The organism is Pantoea folii (assembly GCF_056678875.1).
The window spans coordinates 24,342-48,920 of sequence record NZ_JBWXON010000027.1 but is presented as its reverse complement, the minus strand read 5'-3'; the positions used below and the strand labels follow the sequence as shown (position 1 = coordinate 48,920).

The 24,579-nt window shown below is 55.1% G+C and carries 19 protein-coding genes; 14 read left to right on the top strand and 5 right to left on the bottom strand.

What is annotated here, in order from left to right; translation table 11 throughout:
- The first annotated feature begins 7 nt into the window (after positions 1-7).
- The 5 genes from AC1MDE_RS23990 to AC1MDE_RS23970 all read left to right on the top strand — a co-directional run bounded on the left by AC1MDE_RS23990 (position 8) and on the right by AC1MDE_RS23970 (position 5,645).
- Positions 8-1,354, top strand: a complete 1,347-nt coding sequence (locus AC1MDE_RS23990) for an enolase C-terminal domain-like protein (protein WP_058961511.1) — start codon at positions 8-10, stop codon at positions 1,352-1,354.
- 10 nt (positions 1,355-1,364) lie between these two features.
- The gene (gudD, locus tag AC1MDE_RS23985) at positions 1,365-2,696 is read left to right on the top strand and encodes a glucarate dehydratase (RefSeq protein WP_058961510.1); all 1,332 of its coding nucleotides are present in this window, start codon (positions 1,365-1,367) and stop codon (positions 2,694-2,696) included.
- A gap of 52 nt (positions 2,697-2,748) precedes the next feature.
- Positions 2,749-3,516 (top strand): 2-dehydro-3-deoxyglucarate aldolase, encoded by a 768-nt coding sequence (gene garL, locus AC1MDE_RS23980; RefSeq protein WP_058961509.1) that lies wholly within the window; start codon positions 2,749-2,751, stop codon positions 3,514-3,516.
- Between the two features lie 19 nt (positions 3,517-3,535).
- Positions 3,536-4,420, top strand: coding sequence for a 2-hydroxy-3-oxopropionate reductase (gene garR / locus AC1MDE_RS23975; RefSeq protein ID WP_034823058.1), 885 nt, complete (start codon positions 3,536-3,538; stop codon positions 4,418-4,420).
- 85 nt (positions 4,421-4,505) lie between these two features.
- Entirely contained in the window at positions 4,506-5,645 is a 1,140-nt protein-coding gene (locus AC1MDE_RS23970) for a glycerate kinase (RefSeq protein WP_034823056.1), read from the top strand.
- Between the two features lie 195 nt (positions 5,646-5,840).
- Here the strand turns inward: AC1MDE_RS23970 and barA are convergent, their stop codons facing one another.
- Positions 5,841-8,570 (bottom strand): two-component sensor histidine kinase BarA, encoded by a 2,730-nt coding sequence (gene barA / locus AC1MDE_RS23965; RefSeq protein WP_283215657.1) that lies wholly within the window; start codon positions 8,568-8,570, stop codon positions 5,841-5,843.
- A 91-nt stretch (positions 8,571-8,661) separates the two neighbouring features.
- Here barA and rlmD point away from each other — a divergent pair, with 91 nt between their 5' ends.
- The 6 genes from rlmD (at position 8,662) to queE (ending at position 17,274) form a co-directional block, all read left to right on the top strand.
- Positions 8,662-9,978, top strand: coding sequence for a 23S rRNA (uracil(1939)-C(5))-methyltransferase RlmD (rlmD, locus tag AC1MDE_RS23960; protein WP_058961507.1), 1,317 nt, complete (start codon positions 8,662-8,664; stop codon positions 9,976-9,978).
- A 32-nt stretch (positions 9,979-10,010) separates the two neighbouring features.
- Positions 10,011-12,245, top strand: coding sequence for a GTP diphosphokinase (gene relA / locus AC1MDE_RS23955; protein WP_034823050.1), 2,235 nt, complete (start codon positions 10,011-10,013; stop codon positions 12,243-12,245).
- A gap of 151 nt (positions 12,246-12,396) precedes the next feature.
- Complete coding sequence (gene mazG / locus AC1MDE_RS23950; protein ID WP_058961506.1) at positions 12,397-13,188, top strand: nucleoside triphosphate pyrophosphohydrolase; 792 nt, start codon at positions 12,397-12,399, stop codon at positions 13,186-13,188.
- Positions 13,189-13,439: 251 nt separating this feature from the next.
- Positions 13,440-15,077 carry a glutamine hydrolyzing CTP synthase gene (gene pyrG, locus AC1MDE_RS23945; protein ID WP_034823046.1) on the top strand — a complete coding sequence of 546 codons (1,638 nt, stop codon included), beginning with the start codon at positions 13,440-13,442 and terminating at the stop codon, positions 15,075-15,077.
- Between the two features lie 77 nt (positions 15,078-15,154).
- Positions 15,155-16,450 (top strand): phosphopyruvate hydratase, encoded by a 1,296-nt coding sequence (gene eno / locus AC1MDE_RS23940; RefSeq protein WP_034823037.1) that lies wholly within the window; start codon positions 15,155-15,157, stop codon positions 16,448-16,450.
- A 149-nt stretch (positions 16,451-16,599) separates the two neighbouring features.
- Positions 16,600-17,274, top strand: coding sequence for a 7-carboxy-7-deazaguanine synthase QueE (gene queE, locus AC1MDE_RS23935; RefSeq protein WP_097117966.1), 675 nt, complete (start codon positions 16,600-16,602; stop codon positions 17,272-17,274).
- A gap of 142 nt (positions 17,275-17,416) precedes the next feature.
- Here queE and AC1MDE_RS23930 read toward each other — a convergent pair whose 3' ends face one another.
- Together AC1MDE_RS23930 and queD are read right to left on the bottom strand one after the other, a co-directional pair.
- Positions 17,417-18,016, bottom strand: coding sequence for an inorganic diphosphatase (locus AC1MDE_RS23930; RefSeq protein WP_479402465.1), 600 nt, complete (start codon positions 18,014-18,016; stop codon positions 17,417-17,419).
- A 129-nt stretch (positions 18,017-18,145) separates the two neighbouring features.
- Positions 18,146-18,508 carry a 6-carboxytetrahydropterin synthase QueD gene (queD, locus tag AC1MDE_RS23925; RefSeq protein WP_176505758.1) on the bottom strand — a complete coding sequence of 121 codons (363 nt, stop codon included), beginning with the start codon at positions 18,506-18,508 and terminating at the stop codon, positions 18,146-18,148.
- 294 nt (positions 18,509-18,802) lie between these two features.
- On the opposite strand from queD, the gene cysJ reads away from it, so the two are divergent.
- From cysJ to AC1MDE_RS23910, 3 genes are read left to right on the top strand one after another with little or no spacing between them, the layout of a single operon-like run.
- Positions 18,803-20,608 carry an NADPH-dependent assimilatory sulfite reductase flavoprotein subunit gene (cysJ, locus tag AC1MDE_RS23920; RefSeq protein ID WP_058961503.1) on the top strand — a complete coding sequence of 602 codons (1,806 nt, stop codon included), beginning with the start codon at positions 18,803-18,805 and terminating at the stop codon, positions 20,606-20,608.
- On the top strand, positions 20,608-22,332 hold the full coding sequence (cysI, locus tag AC1MDE_RS23915; protein ID WP_058961502.1) for an assimilatory sulfite reductase (NADPH) hemoprotein subunit: 1,725 nt from the start codon (positions 20,608-20,610) through the stop codon (positions 22,330-22,332). The genes cysJ and cysI overlap by 1 nt, the downstream gene beginning before the upstream one ends.
- Positions 22,329-23,063, top strand: coding sequence for a phosphoadenylyl-sulfate reductase (locus AC1MDE_RS23910; RefSeq protein WP_479402466.1), 735 nt, complete (start codon positions 22,329-22,331; stop codon positions 23,061-23,063). The genes cysI and AC1MDE_RS23910 overlap by 4 nt, the downstream gene beginning before the upstream one ends.
- Positions 23,064-23,163: 100 nt before the next feature.
- Here AC1MDE_RS23910 and AC1MDE_RS23905 read toward each other — a convergent pair whose 3' ends face one another.
- Positions 23,164-23,448, bottom strand: coding sequence for a YciI family protein (locus tag AC1MDE_RS23905; RefSeq protein ID WP_038645154.1), 285 nt, complete (start codon positions 23,446-23,448; stop codon positions 23,164-23,166).
- Positions 23,449-23,457: 9 nt separating this feature from the next.
- Positions 23,458-24,477, bottom strand: a complete 1,020-nt coding sequence (locus tag AC1MDE_RS23900; protein ID WP_058961499.1) for an aminopeptidase — start codon at positions 24,475-24,477, stop codon at positions 23,458-23,460.
- Positions 24,478-24,579 lie beyond the last annotated feature (102 nt).

Below are 24,579 nucleotides of genomic sequence, written 5' to 3'. Positions count from 1 at the left end.
ACGAACTATGAATACGCAAAGTAGCCCGGTGATCACCGATATGCAGGTGATTCCGGTTGCCGGTTACGACAGCATGTTGCTGAACATTGGTGGAGCGCACAACGCCTGCTTCACCCGCAACATTGTGGTACTGACCGACAGTGATGGTCATACCGGCGTCGGTGAAGCGCCGGGTGGCGAAACGATCTACCAAACGCTGGTGGAGGCGATTCCACAGGTCAAAGGCCAGCAGGTGGCGCGCATGAACCGCCTGGTGCAGCAGGTGCACAAAGGCAATCAGTCGGCGGATTTCGATACCTTTGGTAAAGGTGCCTGGACCTTCGAACTGCGTGTCAATGCGGTGGCGGCGCTGGAAGCGGCACTGCTGGATTTGCTGGGTCAATGTCTGGGCGTACCGGTAGCCGAGTTGCTCGGTCCGGGACAACAGCGTGATGAAGTCACCGTGCTCGGTTATCTGTTCTATCTCGGCGATCGTCGCAAAACCGATTTACCGTATCTGACGGGCGAAGGCGCCAGCCATGACTGGTATCACCTGCGTCATCAGGAAGCACTGACGCCAGATGCGGTGGTGCGCCTGGCGGAAGCGGCCCAGGACAAATACGGTTTCAAAGATTTCAAATTGAAAGGCGGCGTATTGCCGGGCGAGCAGGAGATGGAATCCGCGGCCGCGCTGAAAAAGCGTTTCCCGGATGCGCGTATCACCGTTGATCCCAACGGCGCCTGGACGCTGGATGAAGCGATTGGCTTGTGCAAAGGCATGGGCGAGGTGCTGACCTATGCTGAAGATCCATGCGGTGCCGAACAGGGCTATTCCGGTCGTGAAGTGATGGCGGAGTTCCGCCGTGCCACCGGCTTGCCGGTCGCCACCAATATGATTGCCACCAACTGGCGCGAGATGAATCACGCGGTGATGCTCAACTCAGTCGATATCCCGCTGGCCGATCCGCACTTCTGGACGCTGAGCGGTGCGGTGCGCGTGGCGCAACTGTGCGACGACTGGGGCTTAACCTGGGGTTGCCACTCTAACAACCACTTCGATATTTCGCTGGCGATGTTTACCCACGTTGGCGCTGCCGCACCGGGCAAACCGACGGCTATCGATACCCACTGGATTTGGCAGGAAGGCGATCAGCGCCTCACCAAAGAGCCGCTGCAAATCCGCAACGGCAAGATTGCCGTACCGGATAAGCCCGGCCTCGGCGTCGAGCTGGATTGGGATCGTCTGCATCAAGCCAATGCCCTCTACAAATCTCTGCCGGCAGGTGCGCGTAACGACGCCACGGCGATGCAGTATCTGGTTCCCGGTTGGTCATTCGACCGTAAGCGTCCGGCCTTCGGTCGCCGTCATGCATAAGGAGCAGGAAATGAGTCAGACACCAAAAATCACATCGCTACAGGTCATTCCGGTGGCCGGTCACGACAGCATGTTGCTGAATCTGAGCGGCGCCCATTCACCGTTCTTCACCCGTAACATCGTCATTATCAAGGATAACGCGGGCCACACCGGCGTGGGTGAAATTCCCGGCGGTGAGAAAATTCGTCAGACGCTGGAAGATGCGGCGGCGCTAGTGGTGCAGAAGACCGTGGGTGAGTACAAAAACATCCTTAACCTGGTTCGCAGTACTTTTGCCGACCGCGATTCCAGCGGACGCGGCAATCAGACCTTCGACCTGCGTACCACCATCCATGTGGTGACTGGCATTGAAGCGGCGCTGCTGGATCTGCTCGGTCAACACCTGGGCGTCAACGTTGCCTCGCTGCTCGGCGATGGCCAACAGCGTGACCGCGTGGAGATGCTGGGTTACCTGTTCTACGTCGGTGACCGCAAGAAAACCTCGCTGCCTTATCAGAGCCAGGAAACAGACAAGTGCGACTGGTATCGCCTGCGTCATGAAGAGGCACTGACGCCGGATACCGTGGTGCGTCTGGCGGAAGCTGCCTATGAAAAATATGGCTTCAACGATTTCAAACTGAAAGGCGGCGTGCTGCGCGGTGGCGAAGAGGCCGAAGCGGTCACGGCACTGGCGAAACGCTTCCCGCAGGCGCGCGTCACTCTCGATCCCAACGGTGCCTGGTCGTTGAACGAGGCGATTCTGCTCGGTAAACAACTCAAAGGCGTGCTGGCCTACGCAGAAGATCCATGCGGGGCCGAGCAGGGCTACTCTGGCCGCGAAGTGATGGCGGAATTCCGTCGCGCAACCGGCTTGCCGACCGCCACCAACATGATCGCCACTGACTGGCGTCAAATGGGCCACACGCTGTCGCTGCAATCGGTGGATATCCCGCTGGCGGATCCACACTTCTGGACCATGCAAGGTTCAGTGCGCGTGGCGCAGATGTGTCATGACTTCGGCCTGACCTGGGGTTCGCACTCTAACAACCACTTCGATATTTCGCTGGCGATGTTCACACATGTCGCCGCTGCCGCGCCGGGCGCGATTACCGCCATCGATACTCACTGGATCTGGCAGGAGGGCAATCAGCGCCTGACCAAAGAGCCGTTCCAGATCAAGGGCGGCATGGTACAGGTACCGCAAAAACCGGGTCTGGGTGTCGAGCTGGATATGGATCAGGTCATGCAGGCCAATGCGCTGTATCAGAAACACGGTTTGGGCGCGCGCGACGATGCGCAGGCGATGCAGTACCTCGTGCCGAACTGGACATTCGATAACAAGCGTCCGTGCCTGGTGCGCTAACGTTTCCGGCGCCCCGTGCGGGCGCCTGTTGTAACAGACAGGAGTAAAGACAATGAGCAATGCCTGGCCGAACCACTTTCGTCGCCGTTTGCAGGCAGGGGAAACCCTGATTGGTAGCTGGTGCGCACTTGCCAGCCCGATTTCCACCGAAGTTCTGGGTCTGGCGGGTTTTGACTGGCTGGTGCTGGATGGCGAACACGCGCCCAACGACATCACCACCTTTATCCCGCAGTTGATGGCGCTGAAGGGCAGCCACAGTGCGCCGGTGGTGCGTCCGCCGTGCAACGAACCCATCATCATCAAACGCCTGCTGGATATCGGTTTCTACAACTTCCTGGTGCCATTTGTGGAGACCGAGGAAGAGGCGATTCGCGCCGTGGCCTCAACGCGCTATCCGCCAGCAGGCATTCGCGGCGTGTCGGTTTCGCATCGCAGCAATATGTACGGCACGCTGCCGGATTACAACGCCACCATCAATGACAACATCACAGTGCTGGTGCAGATCGAAACGCAGCAGGCGGTGGATAACATCGATGCGATTGCTGCCGTTGACGGCGTGGATGGCATTTTTGTCGGACCGGGCGATCTCTCGGCGGCGATGGGCTATCTCGGTCAGCCTGCACATCCTGAAGTGCTGAAAGTAATCAAACACATCTTTGAACGTGCCAAAGCGGCGGGCAAGCCAAGCGGCATTCTGGCGCCGGTGGAAGCCGACGCGCGCCGTTATCTCGAATGGGGCGCCACATTCGTTGCCGTGGGCAGCGATCTCGGTATTTTCCGCAACGCCACGCAGGCGCTGTGTGACAAATTTAAGAAATAACTGACGAAGAGGAAAGGCAATGAAAATTGGATTTATCGGCCTCGGTATTATGGGCAAACCGATGAGTAAAAACCTGGTGAAAGCCGGTTATTCACTGGTGGTACGTGACCACAACGTCAGCAATGAAGCCGAGCTGGTGGAGCTGGGCGCTACCGTGGCGAAAACGCCAAAAGAGGTCGCCGAACAGGTTGATGTGGTGATCACCATGGTGCCGAACTCACCGCAGGTGAAAGAGGTTTGCCTCGGCGCCAACGGGATTATCGAAGGTGCGAAACCTGGACTGATTGTGATCGACATGAGTTCGATTGCGCCGCTGGCCAGCCGTGAAGTGCACGATGCGCTGGCAGAAAAAGGCATCAAGATGCTGGATGCGCCGGTCAGCGGCGGCGAGCCAAAAGCGATTGAGGGCACGCTGTCTGTGATGGTTGGCGGCGATAAAGCGGTATTCGACCAGTGCTATGACATCATGAAAGCCATGGCCGGTTCGGTGGTGCACACCGGCGATATCGGTGCAGGTAACGTCACTAAGCTGGCGAACCAGGTGATTGTGGCGCTGAACATCGCGGCGATGTCCGAAGCGCTGTCGCTGGCAACCAAAGCCGGTGTGAACCCAGAACTGGTTTATCAGGCGATTCGTGGTGGGCTGGCAGGCAGCACGGTACTCGATGCCAAAGCGCCAATGGTGCTGGATCGTAACTTCAAGCCAGGCTTCCGCATCGATCTGCACATCAAGGATTTAGCGAATGCGCTGGACACTTCACACGGCATTGGCGCGCATCTGCCGCTGACGGCTGCGGTGATGGAAATGATGCAAGCGCTGAAAGTCGACGGCAAGGGCACATCTGACCATAGTGCGCTGGCTTGCTATTATGAAAAATTAGCTCAGGTCGAGATCACCCGGTAGTTTGCCTGTCCGGTGTCTGCGGATGCCGGACAGCTTACTGCATTAGCAGGACGGAACTCCGTCATCCATCGCGCTCGGATTGCCTATGAAAATTGTCATCGCACCGGATTCATATAAAGAGAGTTTGTCCGCCCTGGAAGTGGCTGCGGCGATTGAAGCGGGATTTAGCGAAATTTTTCCCGACGCCGAATACGTGAAAATACCGGTCGCCGACGGTGGCGAAGGCACGGTAGAAGCCATGGTGGCGGCGACGCAGGGAAGTATTGTCAGATTGACCGTGACCGGACCGCTCGGCGCGCCGGTTGAGGCATTTTATGGATTATCGGGTGATGAGCGCAGCGCCTTTATTGAAATGGCGGCAGCCAGCGGCCTGGAATTGGTGCCGGCCGCGCAGCGTGACCCGTTGATCACCAACTCTTATGGCACTGGCGAGCTGATTAAAAACGCGCTCGATCGCGGTGTTGACCACATCATTATTGGCATTGGCGGTAGCGCCACCAACGATGGGGGATCCGGCATGATGCAGGCGCTGGGCGCTCGCTTGCTGGACCAGCAGGGCAATGAGATTGCCTTTGGCGGCGGCGCACTGCCGCAGCTGGCGCGGATTGAAATCGATCAGCTGGATAAACGTATTCAGCAGTGCCGCATCGAAGTGGCCTGCGATGTCACCAATCCCCTGACCGGAGAAGAGGGCGCCTCGGCGATTTTTGGTCCTCAAAAAGGGGCCACGCCGGAACTGGTGCAGCAGCTGGATAAAGCGCTGGCGCATTATGCTGAGATTATCCATCGCGATTTAGATATTGATGTGCTGCACATTGCGGGCGGCGGTGCGGCGGGGGGCATGGGCGCGGCACTGCATGCGTTTTGCCAGGCCGAGCTACGTCGCGGTATTGAGATTGTCACGGAAGCCCTTGGGTTAGCGGATCAGGTGCAGGATGCCGATCTGGTGATTACCGGCGAAGGGCGTATTGATAGCCAGACCATTAACGGCAAAGTGCCGATTGGTGTGGCGAAGGTGGCAAAGCAGTTTAACAAGCCGGTGATTGGCATTGCGGGCAGTTTAACCGCAGATGTTGGCGTGGTGCATCAGCACGGGCTGGATGCGGTATTCAGCGTGTTGTTTAGCATTGGCTCACTGGAGGATGCGTTAGCCAATGCGGCGCAGAATGTGCGACTGACCGCGCGCAATGTGGCGGCAACAATCAAGGTAGGGCAGGCCTTATAGATGCGGCTGATCGCGCGCAATGTCGTGGCAGCGAACAATGTGGGGCAGGCCTTACAGGCGCGCCCCTCTCATCCTAACCCTCTCCCGTTATTGGGCGAGGTGACCGTTGGTGGCGATGATTGAGACGACGAGTCATTCTTTAACCATGCTCGATTAGCGCTCTCTTGTGCTTAAGAGAGGGCATGAAACGTTCCGTTATCCCACGCCCAACACTTTCCTGGCCTCACGCGCCACGTTCGCCATCTCATCACTCAACTCCAGCAATTCCGGCTCCAGCGCTTCGATATCACTCTCCTGATGCAGACTCTTTTCCAGCTGCTGACACAGCTGTTTCAGTCTGGGCACGCCGCTGTAGCTGGCACTGCCGTGCAGCTTATGGATGATCTCGCGTAGGCCATTAACATCATTACTGGCCATGGAACCCTCCACGCGCGCTTCCACCTCCGGCAGGAAATCCAGCAGCATCTGCAGCAGATCGCGCGCCAGATCCGGTTTGTTGGCGGCCTGACGCAGTGCCAGCGCCCAGTCGAGCGACGGCGCAACATCCGGCAGTAGTGTGGATGCCGCCGTGGGGTTCGGGGCATAGCGCTGCAACAGCTGGCTCAGTTTGCCTTCGTCTATCGGCTTCGCCAGATAATCATTCATCCCGGCGCCAATCAGCTGCTGGCGCTCGCCATCCAGCGCATGCGCGGTCACCGCGACAATCGGGGTATTGGCATGCAGCGGCAGGCTGCGGATAATTTCACTGGCGCGAATGCCATCGATATCCGGCATCTGGATATCCATCAAAATCACATCCAGCTTGTGTAAACGCGCCTGGCGGATAGCCTGTTCCGCGTTGTCGCACAGAATGATGTGCTGAACCTGCTCCTCCAGCAGCGCACCGATTAACTTCAGATTGGCTGGATTGTCATCCACCGCCATCACCGTCAGCGGCTGACGGGTACTGTGCGGTAAGGCATCATTATGCAAACTGTGCAAATCCAGCAGCATCGGCAACAAGCGCGTCAGTGAGACAGGTTTGGCGATGCAGCCGGCGATGCCTCGTGCGCGCAAATCGTCGGCGAACAGCATCATCTCGCTGGGCAGCGCCAGCAGTACCGAATCGGCATGGGCGCGCAGCCGTTGAATTAAAGCATCTGGCAGTGTGGCGGGGTGAGGATCGTTCACCGGCAATCCCATCAACAACAGCGGGAAGCGGGTATCCGGCAGCGCTTCCAGTGAAGTGAAATGCTGAACCTGCAGCGGCGTGATGCTGAGCATCTCCTGCACTGCTTTCGCCACCGCGGCATGGGGTTCGATATAGGCTAACGGGATGGCGCGCAGATCTTCCAGCATACGCGGAATGGGGGGCGCGTTGGGATTGAGATCGAGATGAACGTGCACCCAGAAAGTGGATCCTTGATTCTGACGGCTGTGGAACGCGATCTCTCCGCCCATCTCCGACACCAGTTTTTGCGTGATCACCAGACCCAAACCAGTGCCGCCGTGGCGGCGGGAAATACTCGCATCGGCCTGACGAAACGCCTGGAACAGCTGTGACTGCTGCTGCTCAGAAATGCCAATGCCGGTGTCGTGTACCTGAATTTCCAGTTCAACGCGCGTGGTGCTCAGGCTACGCAGCTCAACACGCAAATCGATGTGCCCCTGCTCAGTAAACTTAATGGCATTACCAATCAGGTTAATCATGATCTGCTGCAAACGTAGCGGGTCGCCAATCACATTATCCGGCACCTGTTTTTCCAGACAAACGGTGATCTCGAGTCCTTTGTCATGTGCCGAAGGTGCCAGCAGCACCAGCGTTTCATCCAGCGTGGCGCGTAGCGGGAAGGGGATCGATTCCAGCACCAGTTTACCGGCTTCGAGCTTTGAGAAATCCAGCACATCGTTGATGATGCTCAGCAGGTTATTGGCCGAGCGTTCAATGGTACTCATATAATCGCGCTGGTTGGTGCTCAGTCCGGTTTTCAGCATCTGACGGGTAAAGCCAATCACTCCGTTGAGCGGTGTTCGTAACTCATGCGACATATTGGCGAGGAATTCTGATTTAATACGCGCCGCTTCCTGGGCGCGCTTCTTCGCCAAATCCAGCTCGACGTTTTGAATCTCCAGCTGCTCCAGGGTTTCACGCAGATCGTAGGTGGCTTGATCGATATTCTGCTGCATCTCTTCGTGATAAGCGGTGAGCGACATCGCCATGGCATTGATGCCGTTTTTCAGGATGCTCAGTTCGCCCAGCATGTAGCCATCAACGCGGCTGTCGAGTTGGCCGCGACGAATGCGGTCCACGGTGGAAACCATGTTACGAATCGGCCCGGTGACGTCGCGCATCAGACGATAGGCAAACAGCATGGCGATGCACAAACAAAACAGTAAGAGCAAAGTGGCCACAAACACCTCTTTGTACTGCTCCAGCCGCACCGATTGCAGATCGAGTTCAATAGCCACATACCCCAACGGATTACCCGCCGGTTTGGCATCTTCTCCGGGCAGTTCGTCTACGGAATAGCGTTCGGAGATAATCGGGGTTCGCAGCACCATCAAATTGCCGTGGCGCTCGACGGAGACACCCTCTTCCAGCGTCGAGATGTCTTCTTTCTGCAACAACGCCAGATTTTGGTTGTTGTTCGAAGTGACGTAGATGTGATTGTTGTTGTCGAAAACGGTAATGGCACGGACAATATCGGAATGACGACGATGCAGCAGGCTGACCAGCTCGCGAATCGCATCACGATTGTGCCAGGTCATGCCGTATTCGCTGGAGACTGCCAGCGGTTCGATAATGTTCGATCCGGCATCGCGCACCTGATGTTGTAATTCGTTATAACGGTGCACCACGAAGAAGGTACTGAGCAGCAGACCAATCATTAACGTTGGCGCCAGTATCAAAATCATCATTCGCGCCCGCAGGCTATATTTGGTCATAATTGTGGCCTGGCAACTCCTGGCATTGATATCCCTGTGCACAATCCGCTTGCGATGGCACACCCCATTAATTTAGAGAATTCACAACACTATGGCGCAATTTTACTCCGCAAAACAGCGTGTGGCGACAAAGCAGCGTATTACCGTCACTATCGAAGACCTTGACCCCTTTGGACAAGGTGTTGCGCGCCATAATGGCAAAGCGATGTTTGTCAGCGGCGCACTGCCGGGTGAACAGGCCGAAGTTATGGTCGTGGAAGATAAACGTCAGTTCTCGCGGGCCAAAGCCAAAAAGATTATGCAGCCAAGCGCACAGCGGGAAAAACCGCGCTGTGTGCACTTTGGCGTGTGTGGTGGCTGCCAGCAACAGCATGCCGCGATCGCGTTACAGGAGGACAGTAAAGCACGTGCGCTGAGCCGAATGTTGAGCCGGGATGCGCCTTTGCCGGTGCAGGTGAATGAGATCATTAGCGGCAACACCTGGGGTTACCGCCGTCGCGCCCGTCTGGGACTGCAATGGCAGCCTAAACAGCAGCGTTTACAAATGGGGTTCCGCCAGGCGGCCAGCAACGATTTGGTTGAGTTAACTCAATGCCCCATTTTGGTGCCCGAGCTTGAAGCGTTATTGCAGCCGTTGCACCAGTGTCTTAGCAGCTTACAGGCCGCACGGCGACTGGGGCATGTCGAGTTAGTGCTGGCAGATAATGGCCCGGTGATGGTGCTGCGTCATCTTGATGCATTGTCCGCAGGCGATCGTGTAAAACTGGAACGCTTTTCGCATGAGCATCAGCTGATGTTGTATCTGGCGGACGGCAGCGAGCATTTGCAGCCGCTGGGGGATTACGCACCTTTCTACCAATCGTTTGATTTGAAACTGACTTTCAGCCCGCAGGATTTCATCCAGGTGAATGATGGCGTGAATCAGCAGATGGTGACAAAAGCCATTGAATGGCTCGATTTACAGCCCGAAGATCGGGTGCTGGATCTGTTTTGCGGTATGGGTAATTTCACTTTGCCTGTAGGAAAGTTCGTACAAAATGCTGTGGGTGTGGAGGGTGTTGCAGCATTAGTCCACCAGGCAGCGTATAATGCTGAGCTGAATAATCTTAAAAATGTCCGCTTTTTCCAGCACAACCTGGAGGAAGACGTTGCCCACCAGCCTTGGGCAGCGCAGGGATTTAACAAGGTGTTACTGGATCCAGCACGTGCTGGGGCCGCGGGTGTGATGTCGCATATCGTTAAACTTGCGCCGCAACGCGTGGTCTATGTTTCCTGTAACCCAACAACACTTGCGCGCGACAGTCAGGCATTACTGTCGGCGGGCTACCATTTGGAAAGGGTCGCGATGCTGGATATGTTCCCACATACCAGTCATCTCGAGTCCATGGTGCTGTTTAGCAAAGCATAAGCGGCGTTTTCGTCGTTATGGCAGGAGAGGATATGGTTGCGGTTAGAAGTGCGCATTTAAATACGGAAGGGGAATTTGCCCTTGACCAGTGGATCGCCAGTTTAAATATCAATAATCCGCAATCCTGTCAGCGATTGGCGGACACCTGGCGCTACTGTGAAACCGAAACGCACAACCATCCAGATCAGGCTCTGCTGCTGTGGCGCGGTATTGAGATGGTGGAAATACTCACTATGCTCAGTATGGACAACGACAGCCTGCGCGCGGCCTTGCTGTTCCCGCTGGCTAACGCCGACGTGGTCAGTGAAGAAGAGCTGGAAAAGTCTTTCGGCAAAGGCATTGTGTCATTGGTGCACGGCGTGCGCGACATGGACGCGATCCGCCAGCTGAAAGCCATCCACAATGATTCTATGGCCTCCGAGCAGGTGGATAACGTGCGCCGCATGCTGCTGGCGATGGTGGAAGATTTCCGCTGCGTGGTTATCAAGCTGGCAGAGCGTATTGCCCACCTGCGTGAAATGAAGGATGCACCAGAAGACGAACGTGTTCTCGCCGCCAAAGAGAGCACCAACATCTATGCGCCGTTAGCCAATCGTCTGGGTATCGGTCAGCTCAAATGGGAGCTGGAAGATTACTGCTTCCGCTATCTGCACCCCGATGAGTACAAACGCATCGCCAAACTGCTGCATGAACGCCGTATTGACCGCGAAGGTTACATTGATAATTTCGTGAGTAACTTACGTGCAGAGATGCAGAAGGAGGGCGTGCGTGCTGAAGTGTATGGCCGCCCGAAACATATCTACAGCATCTGGCGCAAGATGCAGAAAAAGTCGCTGGCGTTTGATGAGCTGTTCGATGTGCGCGCGGTGCGCATCGTGGCAGAACGTTTGCAGGATTGCTACGGCGCGTTAGGCACCGTGCACACACTGTATCGCCATCTTCCCAGCGAGTTCGACGACTACGTTGCCAATCCAAAACCCAACGGTTATCAATCCATTCACACCGTGGTGCTCGGTCCGCAGGGCAAGACGGTAGAGATCCAGATTCGTACTCGCCAGATGCATGAAGATGCGGAGTTGGGCGTGGCCGCGCACTGGAAGTACAAAGAAGGCCCGACTTCCAGTAACGCGCGCGGTGCGGCAGGGCACGAGGAACGCATTGCGTGGCTGCGTAAGCTGATTACCTGGCAGGAAGAGATGGCGGATTCCGGCGAGATGCTGGAAGAGGTGCGCAGTCAGGTATTTGACGATCGGGTGTACGTGTTTACCCCGAAAGGCGACGTGGTCGATCTGCCATCTGGCTCAACACCGCTGGACTTCGCTTATCACATTCACAGTGATATCGGCCATCGCTGCATTGGTGCCAAAATCAGCGGTCGCATTGTGCCGTTCACCTATCAATTGCAGATGGGCGATCAGATTGAGGTGATTACCCAGAAGCAGCCGAACCCGAGCCGCGACTGGCTGAACCCGAACCTCGGCTATATCACCACCAGCCGTGGCCGTTCAAAAATTCACGCCTGGTTCCGCAAACAAGATCGCGACAAGAACATTCTGGCTGGCCGCCAGATTCTTGAAAGCGAGTTGAGCCAGCTGGATATCAGTTTCCGCGATGCAGAAAAAATTCTGCTGCCGCGTTATAACGTCAGCTCGCAGGATGAGCTGTTGGCGATGATTGGCGGCGGCGATATTCGCCTCAATCAGATGGTCAACTTCCTGCAGGCTAAGCTCAATAAGCCGAGTGCGGAAGAGGAAGATCGTGAAGCATTGCGCCAGCTGACGCAAAAATCACATCAGCCTTCATCTGCGCGCAGAGAAAGTGGACGCGTGGTGGTGGAAGGTGTGGGCAATCTGCTGCACCACATTGCGCGCTGCTGCCAGCCGATTCCGGGTGACGATATCGTGGGCTTTATCACCCAGGGGCGCGGTATTTCCATTCACCGAGCCGACTGTGACCAGTTAAGCGAACTGATCTCCCATGCGCCGGAACGTATTGTCGATGCGGTGTGGGGCGAAGATTATTCGAGCGGCTATTCGCTGGTGGTACGCGTCACCGCCAACGATCGCAGCGGGTTACTGCGCGATATCACTACCATTCTGGCGAATGAGAAGGTTAACGTGCTGGGCGTTTCCAGCCGCAGCGACACCAAAAAGCAGCTGGCAACCATTGATATGGATATCGAAATCTACAACCAGCAGGTGCTGGGTCGCGTGCTGGCGCGTCTTAATCAGGTGCCGGATATCATCGATGCACGCCGTCTGAACTGATGTGGCCAGGCCGCCATGAAAGGGCAGCCTGGCATTTAGTGTACGCCCGAAATGGCACGTCCAGGTTGTTCTGCGCGCCGACCAGATTTCGGTGCGCCTCAGGGTCGCCATTTTGGCGACCTTTTCCATTTTAACCCCTAAGGATTTCCCCATGACAGCCCTGAATCGTCTGCTCACCATCATGCAAACCTTGCGCGACCCGGAACGTGGCTGCCCGTGGGATCGTCAGCAGACCTTCGCCTCCATCGCCCCTTACACGCTGGAAGAGACCTACGAAGTGATCGACGCGATTCAGCGCGAGGACTTTGATGACCTGCGCGGTGAACTCGGCGATCTGCTGTTTCAGGTGGTGTTTTACGCGCAAATGGCGGATGAGCAACAGCGTTTCAACTTCGATGACATCTGCAATGCGATTAGCGACAAGCTGGAGCGCCGTCATCCGCACATCTTCGGAGATGTGCAGGCTGAAACCACGCAGGAAGTACTGAAAAACTGGGAAGCGATCAAACACAGCGAGCGCGCAGAGAAGTCACAGCATTCGGTGCTGGATGACATTCCTAAAGCCTTGCCTGCACTGATGCGTGCTTACAAAATCCAGAAGCGCTGTAGCACGGTGGGATTCGACTGGAACAACCTGGGGCCAGTGCTGGATAAAGTGCATGAAGAGATCGATGAAGTGATGCACGAAGCGCAGCAGGCGGTGGTCGACAATGACAAGCTGGAAGAGGAGATTGGCGATTTGCTGTTTGCCACCGTCAACCTTTCGCGCCATCTGGGCAGCAAAGCCGAAATCGCCTTACAAAAAGCCAATAATAAATTTGAGCGTCGCTTCCGTCAGGTTGAATCCATCATCAGCGGGCAGGGACTGGCGATGCAGGATGCGACCCTGGATCAAATGGAAGCCGCCTGGCAGCAGGTGAAATGCAGTGAGAACAAAGACTAAGCGGTTATTCTTCAAATTGTAGATTATTCCTGCATTGCGCATAAATTGTCCGCTTGAGCTTACTCGATTCAGCCAAGCGGCAACTTTGTGACGCACGTCAACATTTTACCCTCGTCTATTCGCTATGTTATCGGCTGCAATGCGGGGGGGGGTGATGTGATTCATCAATTGTGGCTGAGGACGACTTCGGGTATACTATTTTCCCGTCTTGGTTATTCCACCGTCTTTAAACCTAAACTCTCAGGTTCAGCATGACAACGAATTATATTTTTGTGACCGGCGGGGTCGTATCCTCTCTGGGCAAAGGCATTGCCGCAGCCTCCCTCGCAGCCATCCTTGAAGCACGTGGTCTGAATGTGACCATCATGAAACTCGATCCGTACATCAACGTCGATCCGGGTACCATGAGCCCAACGCAGCACGGTGAAGTGTTTGTTACCGATGATGGGGCCGAAACCGATCTGGACTTGGGTCACTACGAGCGCTTCATCCGTACCAAAATGTCGCGCCGCAACAACTTTACGACCGGTCGTATCTACTCAGAAGTGCTGCGCAAAGAGCGTCGCGGTGACTATTTGGGTGCCACGATTCAGGTTATCCCACACATCACCAACGCCATTAAAGAACGTATTATCGAAGGCGGCGAAGGTCATGATGTCGTACTGGTGGAAATCGGCGGTACCGTAGGTGATATTGAATCCCTGCCGTTCCTCGAAGCGATTCGCCAGATGGCGGTTGATGTGGGCCGTGAACACACCATGTATATGCACCTGACTTTGGTGCCGTATATGGCCGCTGCAGGCGAAGTGAAAACCAAGCCAACCCAGCATTCAGTGAAAGAGCTGCTGTCGATCGGTATCCAGCCTGATGTGCTGATCTGCCGTTCTGACCGCGCTGTGCCGGCCAATGAACGTGCGAAGATCGCCCTGTTCTGTAACGTGCCAGAGAAAGCGGTTATTTCCCTGAAAGATGTGGATTCCATCTACAAGATTCCTGGCCTGTTGAAATCACAGGGTCTGGATGACTATATCTGTAAGCGTTTCAATCTGAGCGCACCGGAAGCGAACCTGGCCGAATGGGAACAGGTTATCTATGAAGAAGCCAATCCGGGCGGCGAAGTGACCATCGGTATGGTCGGCAAATATGTCGAACTGCCAGATGCGTACAAGTCAGTGATTGAAGCACTGAAGCACGGTGGCCTGAAAAATCGTGTAACCGTGAACATCAAGCTGATCGATTCGCAGGATGTGGAATCTCGCGGTGTCGAAATTCTGAAAGATCTGGATGCTATCCTGATCCCGGGCGGCTTCGGTTACCGTGGTGTGGAAGGCAAAATGCTCACGGCGCAATACGCGCGTGAGAACAACATCCCTTACCTCGGTATCTGCCTGGGTATGCAGGTTGCGCTGATGGAATTCGCACGCAACGTGGCCGGGATGGCAGACGCCAACTCAACGGAATTTGTGCCAGACTGTAAGTACCCAGTGGTCGCACTGATCACTGAATGGCGTGATGAAGAAGGCAACGTTGAGCAACGTACTGAGCAGAGCGATCTGGGCGGCACCATGCGTCTGGGTAGCCAGCAGTGCCAGCTGACGCCGGAAAGTAAAGTGCGCCAGCTATACGGTTCTGACGTGATTACTGAACGTCACCGTCATCGTTATGAAGTGAACAATCTGCTGTTGAAGCCGATTGAAGCGGCGGGTCTGCATATTGCGGGCCGTTCCGGCGACGACCAGCTGGTGGAGATCATCGAACTCCCGAACCATCCGTGGTTTGTAGCTTGTCAGTTCCACCCGGAATTCACGTCGACCCCGCGTGATGGTCATCCGCTGTTCGCTGGCTTTGTTAAAGCCGCGCAGGAGCACCAGAAGCGGTTAGCGAAGTAAGAGTTTAACGAACAGCGCGCGAACTTTTCGCGCGTTGTTTGTCTTAGGATTGACTAACTTGTACTGAGGAAAATCGAATGTCCAAAATCGTAAAAGTCATCGGTCGCGAAATCATCGACTCCCGTGGCAACCCGACTGTAGAAGCAGAAGTGCATCTGGAAGGCGGTTTCGTTGGTCTGGCTGCAGCGCCATCAGGTGCTTCAACCGGTTCTCGCGAAGCACTGGAGCTGCGTGACGGTGACAAATCTCGTTTCCTGGGCAAAGGCGTGACCAAAGCGGTTGCCGCTGTTAACGGTCCTATCGCTGCAGCGGTAACCGGTAAAGATGCCAAAGACCAGGCGAACATCGATAAGATCATGATCGAGCTGGACGGTACTGAGAACAAATCCAACTTCGGCGCTAACGCCATTCTGGCGGTTTCGCTGGCTGCGGCTAAAGCGGCTGCGGCTTCTAAAGGCCTGCCACTGTACGCGCACATCGCTGAACTGAACGGCACCCCAGGCAAATTCTCTATGCCACTGCCGATGATGAACATCATCAACGGTGGTGAGCACGCGGATAACAACGTTGATATCCAGGAATTCATGATCCAGCCTGTTGGCGCGAAAAACGTGAAAGAAGCCATTCGTATGGGTTCTGAAGTTTTCCACAACCTGGCAAAAGTGCTGAAAGCCAAAGGCATGAGCACTGCGGTCGGTGACGAAGGTGGCTATGCGCCAAACCTGGGTTCTAACGCCGAAGCGCTGGCTGTTATCGCTGAAGCGGTAAAAGCAGCAGGCTACGAGCTGGGCAAAGACATCACCCTGGCGATGGACTGTGCAGCGTCTGAATTCTACAAAGACGGCAAATATGTGCTGGCTGGCGAAGGCAACAAAGCTTTCACCTCTGAAGAGTTCACGCACTTCCTGGAAGACCTGACCAAACAGTACCCAATCGTCTCTATTGAAGATGGTTTGGACGAGTCTGACTGGGCGGGCTTCGCTTACCAGACCAAAGTACTGGGCGACAAAATTCAGCTGGTAGGTGACGACCTGTTCGTGACCAACACCAAGATCCTGAAAGAAGGTATCGATAAAGGTATCGCTAACTCCATCCTGATCAAATTCAACCAGATCGGTTCTCTGACCGAAACTCTGGCTGCAATCAAGATGGCAAAAGATGCAGGTTACACCGCGGTGATTTCACACCGTTCAGGTGAAACTGAAGATGCGACCATCGCTGACCTGGCGGTCGGTACTGCTGCTGGCCAGATCAAAACCGGTTCTATGAGCCGTTCTGACCGTGTTGCTAAGTACAACCAGCTGATTCGTATCGAAGAAGCGCTGGGCGACAAAGCTCCGTTCAACGGTCTGAAAGAAGTTAAAGGCCAGTAAGGCTCTGTTGATGTGTCCCGATGGGCCGCATCATCGCTGATAAAGCCCCGCCTCGTGCGGGGCTTTTGTTTTTTTGGCACGAAGCAGCTGTGAACCGATGGTGAAAATCTGCCATAATCTGCGCCTCGAATTTAAGACGTGAGTAAAAAATGTTCTACCCGATTAACGAAATGTTCCAGACCCTGCAGGGCGAAGGATTTTACACCGGTGTTCCGGCGCTGTTCATCCGCTTACAAGGATGTCCGGTGGGCTGTAGCTGGTGTGATACCAAGCATACGTGGGAAAAACTGGCCGATCGGGAGACCTCGCTGGGCGACATTCTGGTGAAAACCGTGGAGAGTGACGCCTGGGGCAGTGCCGATGCAGCAATGCTGATCGAGACCATTCAACGTCAGGGCTGGACCGCGCGCCATGTGGTGATCACCGGCGGTGAACCGGCTATTTTTGATTTGCGCCCGTTGACCGAGGCGTTGGAAGCGGCCGGATTTGAGTGCCAGATTGAGACCAGCGGTACACATGAAGTGCACTGTTCTGACAGCACCTGGGTGACGGTTTCACCGAAGGTCAATATGCGCGGCGGTTACGATGTGCTGCCGCAGGCGTTGCAGCGTGCGGATGAGATTAAACATCCGGTGGCGCGTGAGCGTGATGTCGAAGCGTTAGATGTGCTGCTGGCGGGTCTGCATGATGATGATAAGAAGCGCATTGTGGCGCTGCAACCGATCAGTCGTGGCGATGCCGCCACCAAACTGTGCATTGAGACCTGCATTGCGCGTAACTGGCGCCTTTCGATGCAGACACATAAGTATCTGAATATCGCCTGATTCATCAGGTGTGCATCCCTGCGGCACCTGACTCAAACCTGTTTGAAGGGTCGCCATTGATGGCGACCTTGTTCATTACCGCGCCGGCTAAACGATATGGATAGCGACTTTTTCCATTACCCCGCCGACGCATGCTTAGGTTTTATTGCTTTGCTTTATACGCGTCGAAGGCCTGTTTGATCTCAGTTTTGGCTTTCGCCGCATCTTCAAAACCATTCAGCTCCACTTTCTTACGGCCATCTGGCAACTGCTTATACACGCGGAAGAAAGCTTCCAGACGTTCCTGCTCCATTTTCGGCAGGTCTTTCATCTCTTTGATGTCATCATAAGTCGGATCGATTTTGCTGGTCGGCACTGCGACGATCTTGTCATCGACTTCGCCACCGTCGATCATCTTCAGTACACCAATCGGACGCAGTTTGATCAGCGTACCCGGCTGCAGCGGTGCACGAGTATAGAAGATCACATCCAGCGGATCGCCATCACCGCCCAGTGACTGGGTCAGTGAGCCGTAGTTTGCGGGATAGGCAACCGGCATCGACTGGAAACGGTCAGCCACGATAAAACCGGTTTTTGCATCGGTTTCATATTTGATCATGCCGCCCGCCGGAATTTCAGTCACGGCATAGAACTCATCCGGTACTTTTTCAGGCTGCGGAAAATCGAGGACGTTTTGCGCCTGAACGGCGGCAGAGGCGGAAACCAGCAAAGCGATAACAAAAAGGCGTTTAACGAAGTTCATTGTTGATTCTCTTGATCTTTAATGAAGGAGACAACAACGTAGAGGGGGCGGATGACAGGGAGATGAAGTGAACGTAAAGAAGCGTATAGCTGAAAGTCAGGCTGCACAGCGGCAGCCCGTCAACAGTGATTAACCTTTATAAGTACAACCTGCGGTACAGGTTTCCTTGATCATCACTGCACTCAGTTCTGGCAGGATCGGTTTCATCTGATCCCAAATCCATTTTGCCAGCACTTCGCTGGTTGGATTTTCCAGGCCTGGAATATCATTCAGATAGTGATGATCGAGACGATCATAAATCGGCATAAACGCCGCCTTCAGTTCGGCAAAATCCATGACCCAACCGGTATGCGCATCCACTTCACCGGTAATTTCTAATCGCACCAGGAACGAATGGCCATGCAGACGACCACATTTATGCCCTTCAGGCACATGCGGCAGACGGTGGGCAGATTCGAACTGGAACTCTTTAAACAGCGTGGTAGACATAATGGCTCTCAGACTTAAAAACCGCCGAATTCTACCTGAATCACAGATTTTTCGCACCCGCTTACGATGAAAAGGGCATTTGGCGCACGCCTATACCGCAACATGGTGATTAACGTATTGAATAAAGGCGACTTTATTTACCACTTTTGCCGATTAACATTACCCGAAAAACCACTTAGTCATTTTGGTTATTAATTATGTCGAAGGCGTATTTAATCGTTAATATACAGCCCGGTAACCTACCCACTCTTCCGCCATTTATCGGTCCGGACTTCAGACACTGGAATTTTTAACGCGATGACGACTCAGGCACCAGGTTCAATGCTCCCGCTTAATCCGGAGCAACTCGCGCGCTTACAGGCAGCGACCACGGATTTCAACACCACGCAGATGGCCTGGCTTTCCGGCTACTTCTGGGGCATGGTCAATCAGACGCCGGGCGCCGTTGCCGCACCTGCACCGGTGCAGGCCGAGGTGCCAACCATCACGCTGATTTCCGCGTCACAAACCGGTAATGCTCGTCGTCTGGCGGAACAGCTGCGCGATGATCTGCTGGCCGCCAAACTGAGCGTCAATCTGGTCAACGCCGGTGACTACAAGTTTAAGCAAATCGGTCAGGAGAAATTACTGGTTGTTGTCACTTCGACGCAAGGTGAAGGTGAGCCACCGGAAGAAGCCGTGGCGCTGCACAAATTCCTGCTGTCGAAGAAGGCGCCGAAATTTGCGTCTGGCTCCGCGTTTGCGGTGTTCGGCCTCGGCGATACCTCTTACGAATTCTTCAGCAAAGCTGGTAAAGACTTTGATGAGCGTCTGGCGGAACTGGGTGCGGAACGTCTGCTGGATCGTGTTGATGCCGACGTGGAGTACAAAGAGCAGGCTACGGCCTGGCGTCAACAGCTGACCGAGATTCTAAAAGCACGCGTGCCGAGTGAATCCTCAGTGGTCGCGGCTGTGACGGCTTCTGGCGTGGTGAACGATATCCACAGCAGCCCTTACACCAAAGAAGCGCCGCTGACCGCCAGTTTTGCCGCTAATCAAAAAATCACCGGTCGTGATTCGGATAAAGATGTTCGCCATATCGAAATCGATCTGGGCGATTCTGGTCTGCGCTATCAGCCCGGCGATGCGCTGGGCGTGTGGTTTGAAAACGACGCGGAACTGGTACAGGAACTGCTGCAACTGGTGTGGCTGAAGGGCGATGAGCCGGTTGATGTTAACGGTGAAAACCTGCCGCTCGCAGAAGCCTTGCAAAAGCATTATGAGTTGACGGTGAACACGCCGCAAATCGTTGAACAGTATGCTGCACTGTCACGCAATGATGCGCTGCTGGCGCTGTCGGGTGATAAGCCGAAATTACAGAGCTATGCGCAGAGCTTCCCGATTGTCGATATGGTGCGTCAGGCACCCACTGAACTCAATGCAGAACAGCTCACTGGCCTGTTGCGTCCTTTAACACCGCGCCTCTATTCGATTGCTTCATCGCAAGCGGAAACGGATACCGAAGTACATATTACTGTCGGTGCGGTGCGTTATGAGATTGATGGTCGTCAGCGCGGCGGCGGTGCGTCAACCTGGCTGGCGGATCGCATCGAAGAAGACGGCGAAATCCGCGTGTTTATCGAACACAACGACAACTTCCGCTTGCCGGCGAATCCGGAAACGCCGGTGATCATGGTCGGCCCAGGCACCGGTATCGCGCCGTTCCGCTCCTTTATGCAGCAGCGTGATAACGACGGAGCAGGCGGTAAAAACTGGCTGTTCTTTGGTAACCCACACTTCACCGATGATTTCCTCTATCAGGTGGAATGGCAGAAATACGTCAAAGACGGCTTGCTGACCAACATTGATTTAGCGTGGTCACGTGACCAGGCTGAGAAAATATACGTACAAGATAAAATCCGCGCCAAAGGGGCGGAAGTGTGGCGCTGGATTGAAGAAGGCGCGCACCTTTACGTCTGCGGCGACGCTAATCGCATGGCGAAAGACGTTGAGCAGGCATTACTGGATGTGGTGGTCGAACACGGCGGCATGGATCGTGAAACGGCTGACGAATTTTTAAGTGAGCTGCGCATTGAGCGCCGTTATCAGCGAGACGTTTACTAATGAGCGAAAAACATCCTGGACCGCTGGTCGTTGAAGGCAAGCTGACCGACGCCGAGCGTTTGAAAAAACAGAGTAACTACCTGCGCGGCACCATTCTCGAGGATCTCGATGATGGCCTGACCGGCGGCTTCACTGGCGATAATTTCCTGTTGATCCGTTTCCACGGCATGTACCAGCAGGACGACCGCGATATTCGTGCGGAGCGTGCGGCGCAGAAACTGGAACCGCGCCACGCGATGATGCTGCGTTGCCGTCTGCCGGGCGGGATTATCACGCCAACGCAATGGCTGGCGATTGATAAGTTTGCGACCGATAAAACCATTTATGGCAGCATCCGTCTGACTAACCGTCAGACCTTCCAGTTCCACGGCATTCTGAAAAAGAACGTGAAGCCGACGCACCAAATGCTGCATGAAGTGGGTCTCGACGCGCTGGCCACCGCCAACGACGTGAACCGTAACGTGTTGTGCACTTCGAATCCAGTCGAGTCGGAACTGCATCAGGAAGCCTACGAGTGGGCGAAAAAACTCTCCGAGCACCTGCTGCCGCAAACCCGCGCATACGCTGAGATTTGGTGGGATAAAGAGAAGGTTGCCACAACGGATAAAGAACCAATTCTGGGCGAAACCTATCTACCGCGTAAGTTCAAAACTACCGTGGTGGTGCCACCGCATAACGATGTCGACCTGCATGCGAATGACCTGAACTTTATCGCCATTGCGGAGAACGGCAAGCTGATTGGCTTTAACCTGTTGGTTGGCGGTGGGTTGTCGATCGACCACGGTAATAAAGCGACTTATGCGCGTACTGCGAGTGAGTTTGGCTTCCTGCCGGTAGAGAAGATCCTTGATGTGGCGGCTGCGGTAGTGACTACGCAGCGCGACTGGGGTAACCGTACCGATCGTAAAAACGCCAAAACCAAGTACACGCTGGAACGTGTTGGCGTTGAAACCTTTAAAGCGGAAGTGGAAAAGCGTGCTGGCCTGACGTTTGAACCGATTCGTCCTTACGCGTTTACCACGCGTGGCGACCGCGTGGGCTGGGTGAAAGGCATTGATAAGAAATGGCATCTGACGCTGTTTATCGAAAATGGTCGTCTGCTGGATTATCCGGGACGTCCGTTGAAGCGCGGCATCGCTGAAATCGCAAAAATCCATCAGGGTGATTTCCGTTTAACCGCCAACCAAAACCTGATCGTAGCCGGTGTGCCAGAGAAGCAAAAAGCGCAGATCGAAGCCATCGCCCGTGAACACGGTTTGATGGAAGCGGTGACGCCACAGCGTGAAAACTCCATGGCCTGCGTGGCCTTCCCAACCTGCCCATTAGCGATGGCCGAAGCCGAACGCTTCCTGCCTTCGTTTGTCACCAAGGTGGAAGAGATCATGCATAAGCACGGCGTCGGTGAAGAGCACATCGTGCTACGCGTTACCGGTTGCCCGAACGGCTGTGGCCGTGCTTTGCTGGCAGAGTTGGGTCTGGTGGGTAAAGCACCAGGTCGCTACAACTTACACATTGGCGGCAACCGCATGGGTACACGCATTCCGCGTATGTACCGCGAGAACATCAACGAAGGCGAAATTCTGGCCAGCATCGACGAATTAGTGGCGCGCTGGGCAACCGAGCGTCAGGCTGATGAAGGCTTCGGTGACTTCGTGATTCGCGCTGGCATCATCAAAGCCGTGGTGGATCCCGCCCGTGATTTTTGGGACTCGGAGGCAGTATGACGGTACTTGATCTCGCAGCACTGAATAGTGGCAGCAAAGTCGATCGCATCATGGCACTGGCCGAAAGCAACGTGCAGCTGGAGAAACTCTCCGCTGAGCAACGCGTGAGCTGGGCGCTGGAAAACATGCCAGGCGCGTTTGTGCTGTCATCCAGTTTTGGTATTCAGGCGGCGGTTCTGCTGCATATGGTGACGCAGCAGAAACGGGATACGCCGGTGATCCTGACCGATACCGGCTATCTGTTCCCGGAAACTTATCGCTTTATTGACGAGCTGACCGAGAAGCTCAATCTCAATCTGCAAATCTTCCGTGCTGAGACCTCTCCAGCATGGCAGGAAGCGCGCTACGGCAAACTGTGGGAGCAGGGCGTCGAGGGGATTGAGCAGTACAACCAAATCAACAAGGTCGAACCGATGAATCGCGCGCTGCAAACCCTGGGTGCGCAGACCTGGTTTGCGGGTCTACGCCGTGACCAGTCAGGCAGCCGCGCCAGTTTGCCTGTGCTGGCGGTACAGCGCGGTGTGTTCAAGATTCTGCCGATCATTGACTGGGATAACCGTCAGGTGCACCAGTACCTGAAACAACATGGCCTCAAGTATCATCCGCTGTGGGATGAAGGCTATTTGTCAGTGGGCGATACGCACACCACCAAAAAGTGGGAACCGGGCATGGCAGAAGAAGAGACACGCTTCTTTGGCCTGAAGCGCGAGTGTGGATTGCACGAAGGTTGATACATCAATAAAAGGGTTGCGGCGTGATTTATCGCGCCTCCCTGCAGCGCCTCTAACGCTGACAGGTGCACGATAAATCGTGCCGCGACCCAATTGTCCTTTAAATCCCTTTTAGCCCTTCAAACGCCTCCGCTGCACGCGTCACGTTCACTTTGGTCACGTCATAGTGCGCCACCGCGACAAAAGGATCTTCCGCGAGGATAGTATCCAAACGGGCGCGATCCATCTCCTTCACCAGCACCATACCGCCAGTGCGCGGATCTTTACGGCCTGCGGCAATGAAGTCACCGCTGTCAAAGTAACGATCCAGCCACTCAATGTGTGGCGCCAGCAGCGCATCGGCTTCTTCTGCCGGACGGAAATAGTTGAGATACACCACGTACATCGCAAATCCTTAAGTTGTTGGGTTAGCCAGCTCAGTGACCAGTGGCAGTAAGATCTTCACGCTATCACGCGTGCGTTGCGTAATCCGGCCCGGTAGCCAGCGATCCAGATAATTGAGGTTATCCCGGTCGGTTTGATGGCGTACGTTGCCCTCCGGGAAGTGGCTGCTGTGCGCCCGTTGCTGCTGTCCATCTTTATTACCCAGCGCCCAGTTGGCGGCGGTGACATCCAGCAGCGGCATGCCGGCTTTATCAAACGGATTCACGCCCGGATAGTCGCGTGCCGTCAGCGTGTGGCTGGCGGCGGAAATACCGTAGCGATGCGCGAGCTGCACGGCGCGCGCGCTGGTCTGCTTGCGTACCGCTGAGGGCGTATTGGCACCACTGTTAAAATAGAGGTGATCGCCGACGATCAGACTGTTGAGATCAATCACCAGCAGCGTGTTCTTTTTCTCCTGCGCACTCATCCGCGACAGGTAGTCATCCATCCCGTGCAGCCCGGCTTCACCAGCGCTAAGCGCGACAAAGCGCACGCCATAATGCAGTGGGGTTTTACTCAGCTGTTGCGCCAGTTCCAGCATCACACCCAGACCGGACGCATTGTCGTCCACACCTTGTAAACGCAGGCCGCCCAGATTGTTATCCGCTTCATGACGGCTGAGTGGCGTCCAGGTGTCGAGATGCGTGACGATCAGGATCTCTTGCGGTACCGCACCGCTGCGCGCGGCGATCACCGACGTGGCGGAGACTTTACGTGCGCGGGTTTCACCCTTGCGCTCTAACCAGTTGTAGCTGGTATTGAACTGGCGGGTATTACTCTTGTAACCCAGCTCGGTGAATTGCTGTTGCAGATAATCGGCCGTCATCAGCTCAGCAGGGCTGCCGCTCATACGGCCAGGAAAATAGGTGGCGATGTGGCGCAGCTGCTGTTCGGCAAAATGCCCCGGTGCATAGGTTGCGGCTTGGGCAAAGAGAGGCAAACCGCCCGCTATCAGTGCAGCCAGCACGGTGCGGCGGAGGGTGGCAAACATAGTTAAGGTCCTTTTGTGACATCCCGTCAGGCTAAAAAAATTCTGGATTAGTATGAAACTGTGACCGCGATTGCACAATTTGAATTGCTCCGAAACACCAGC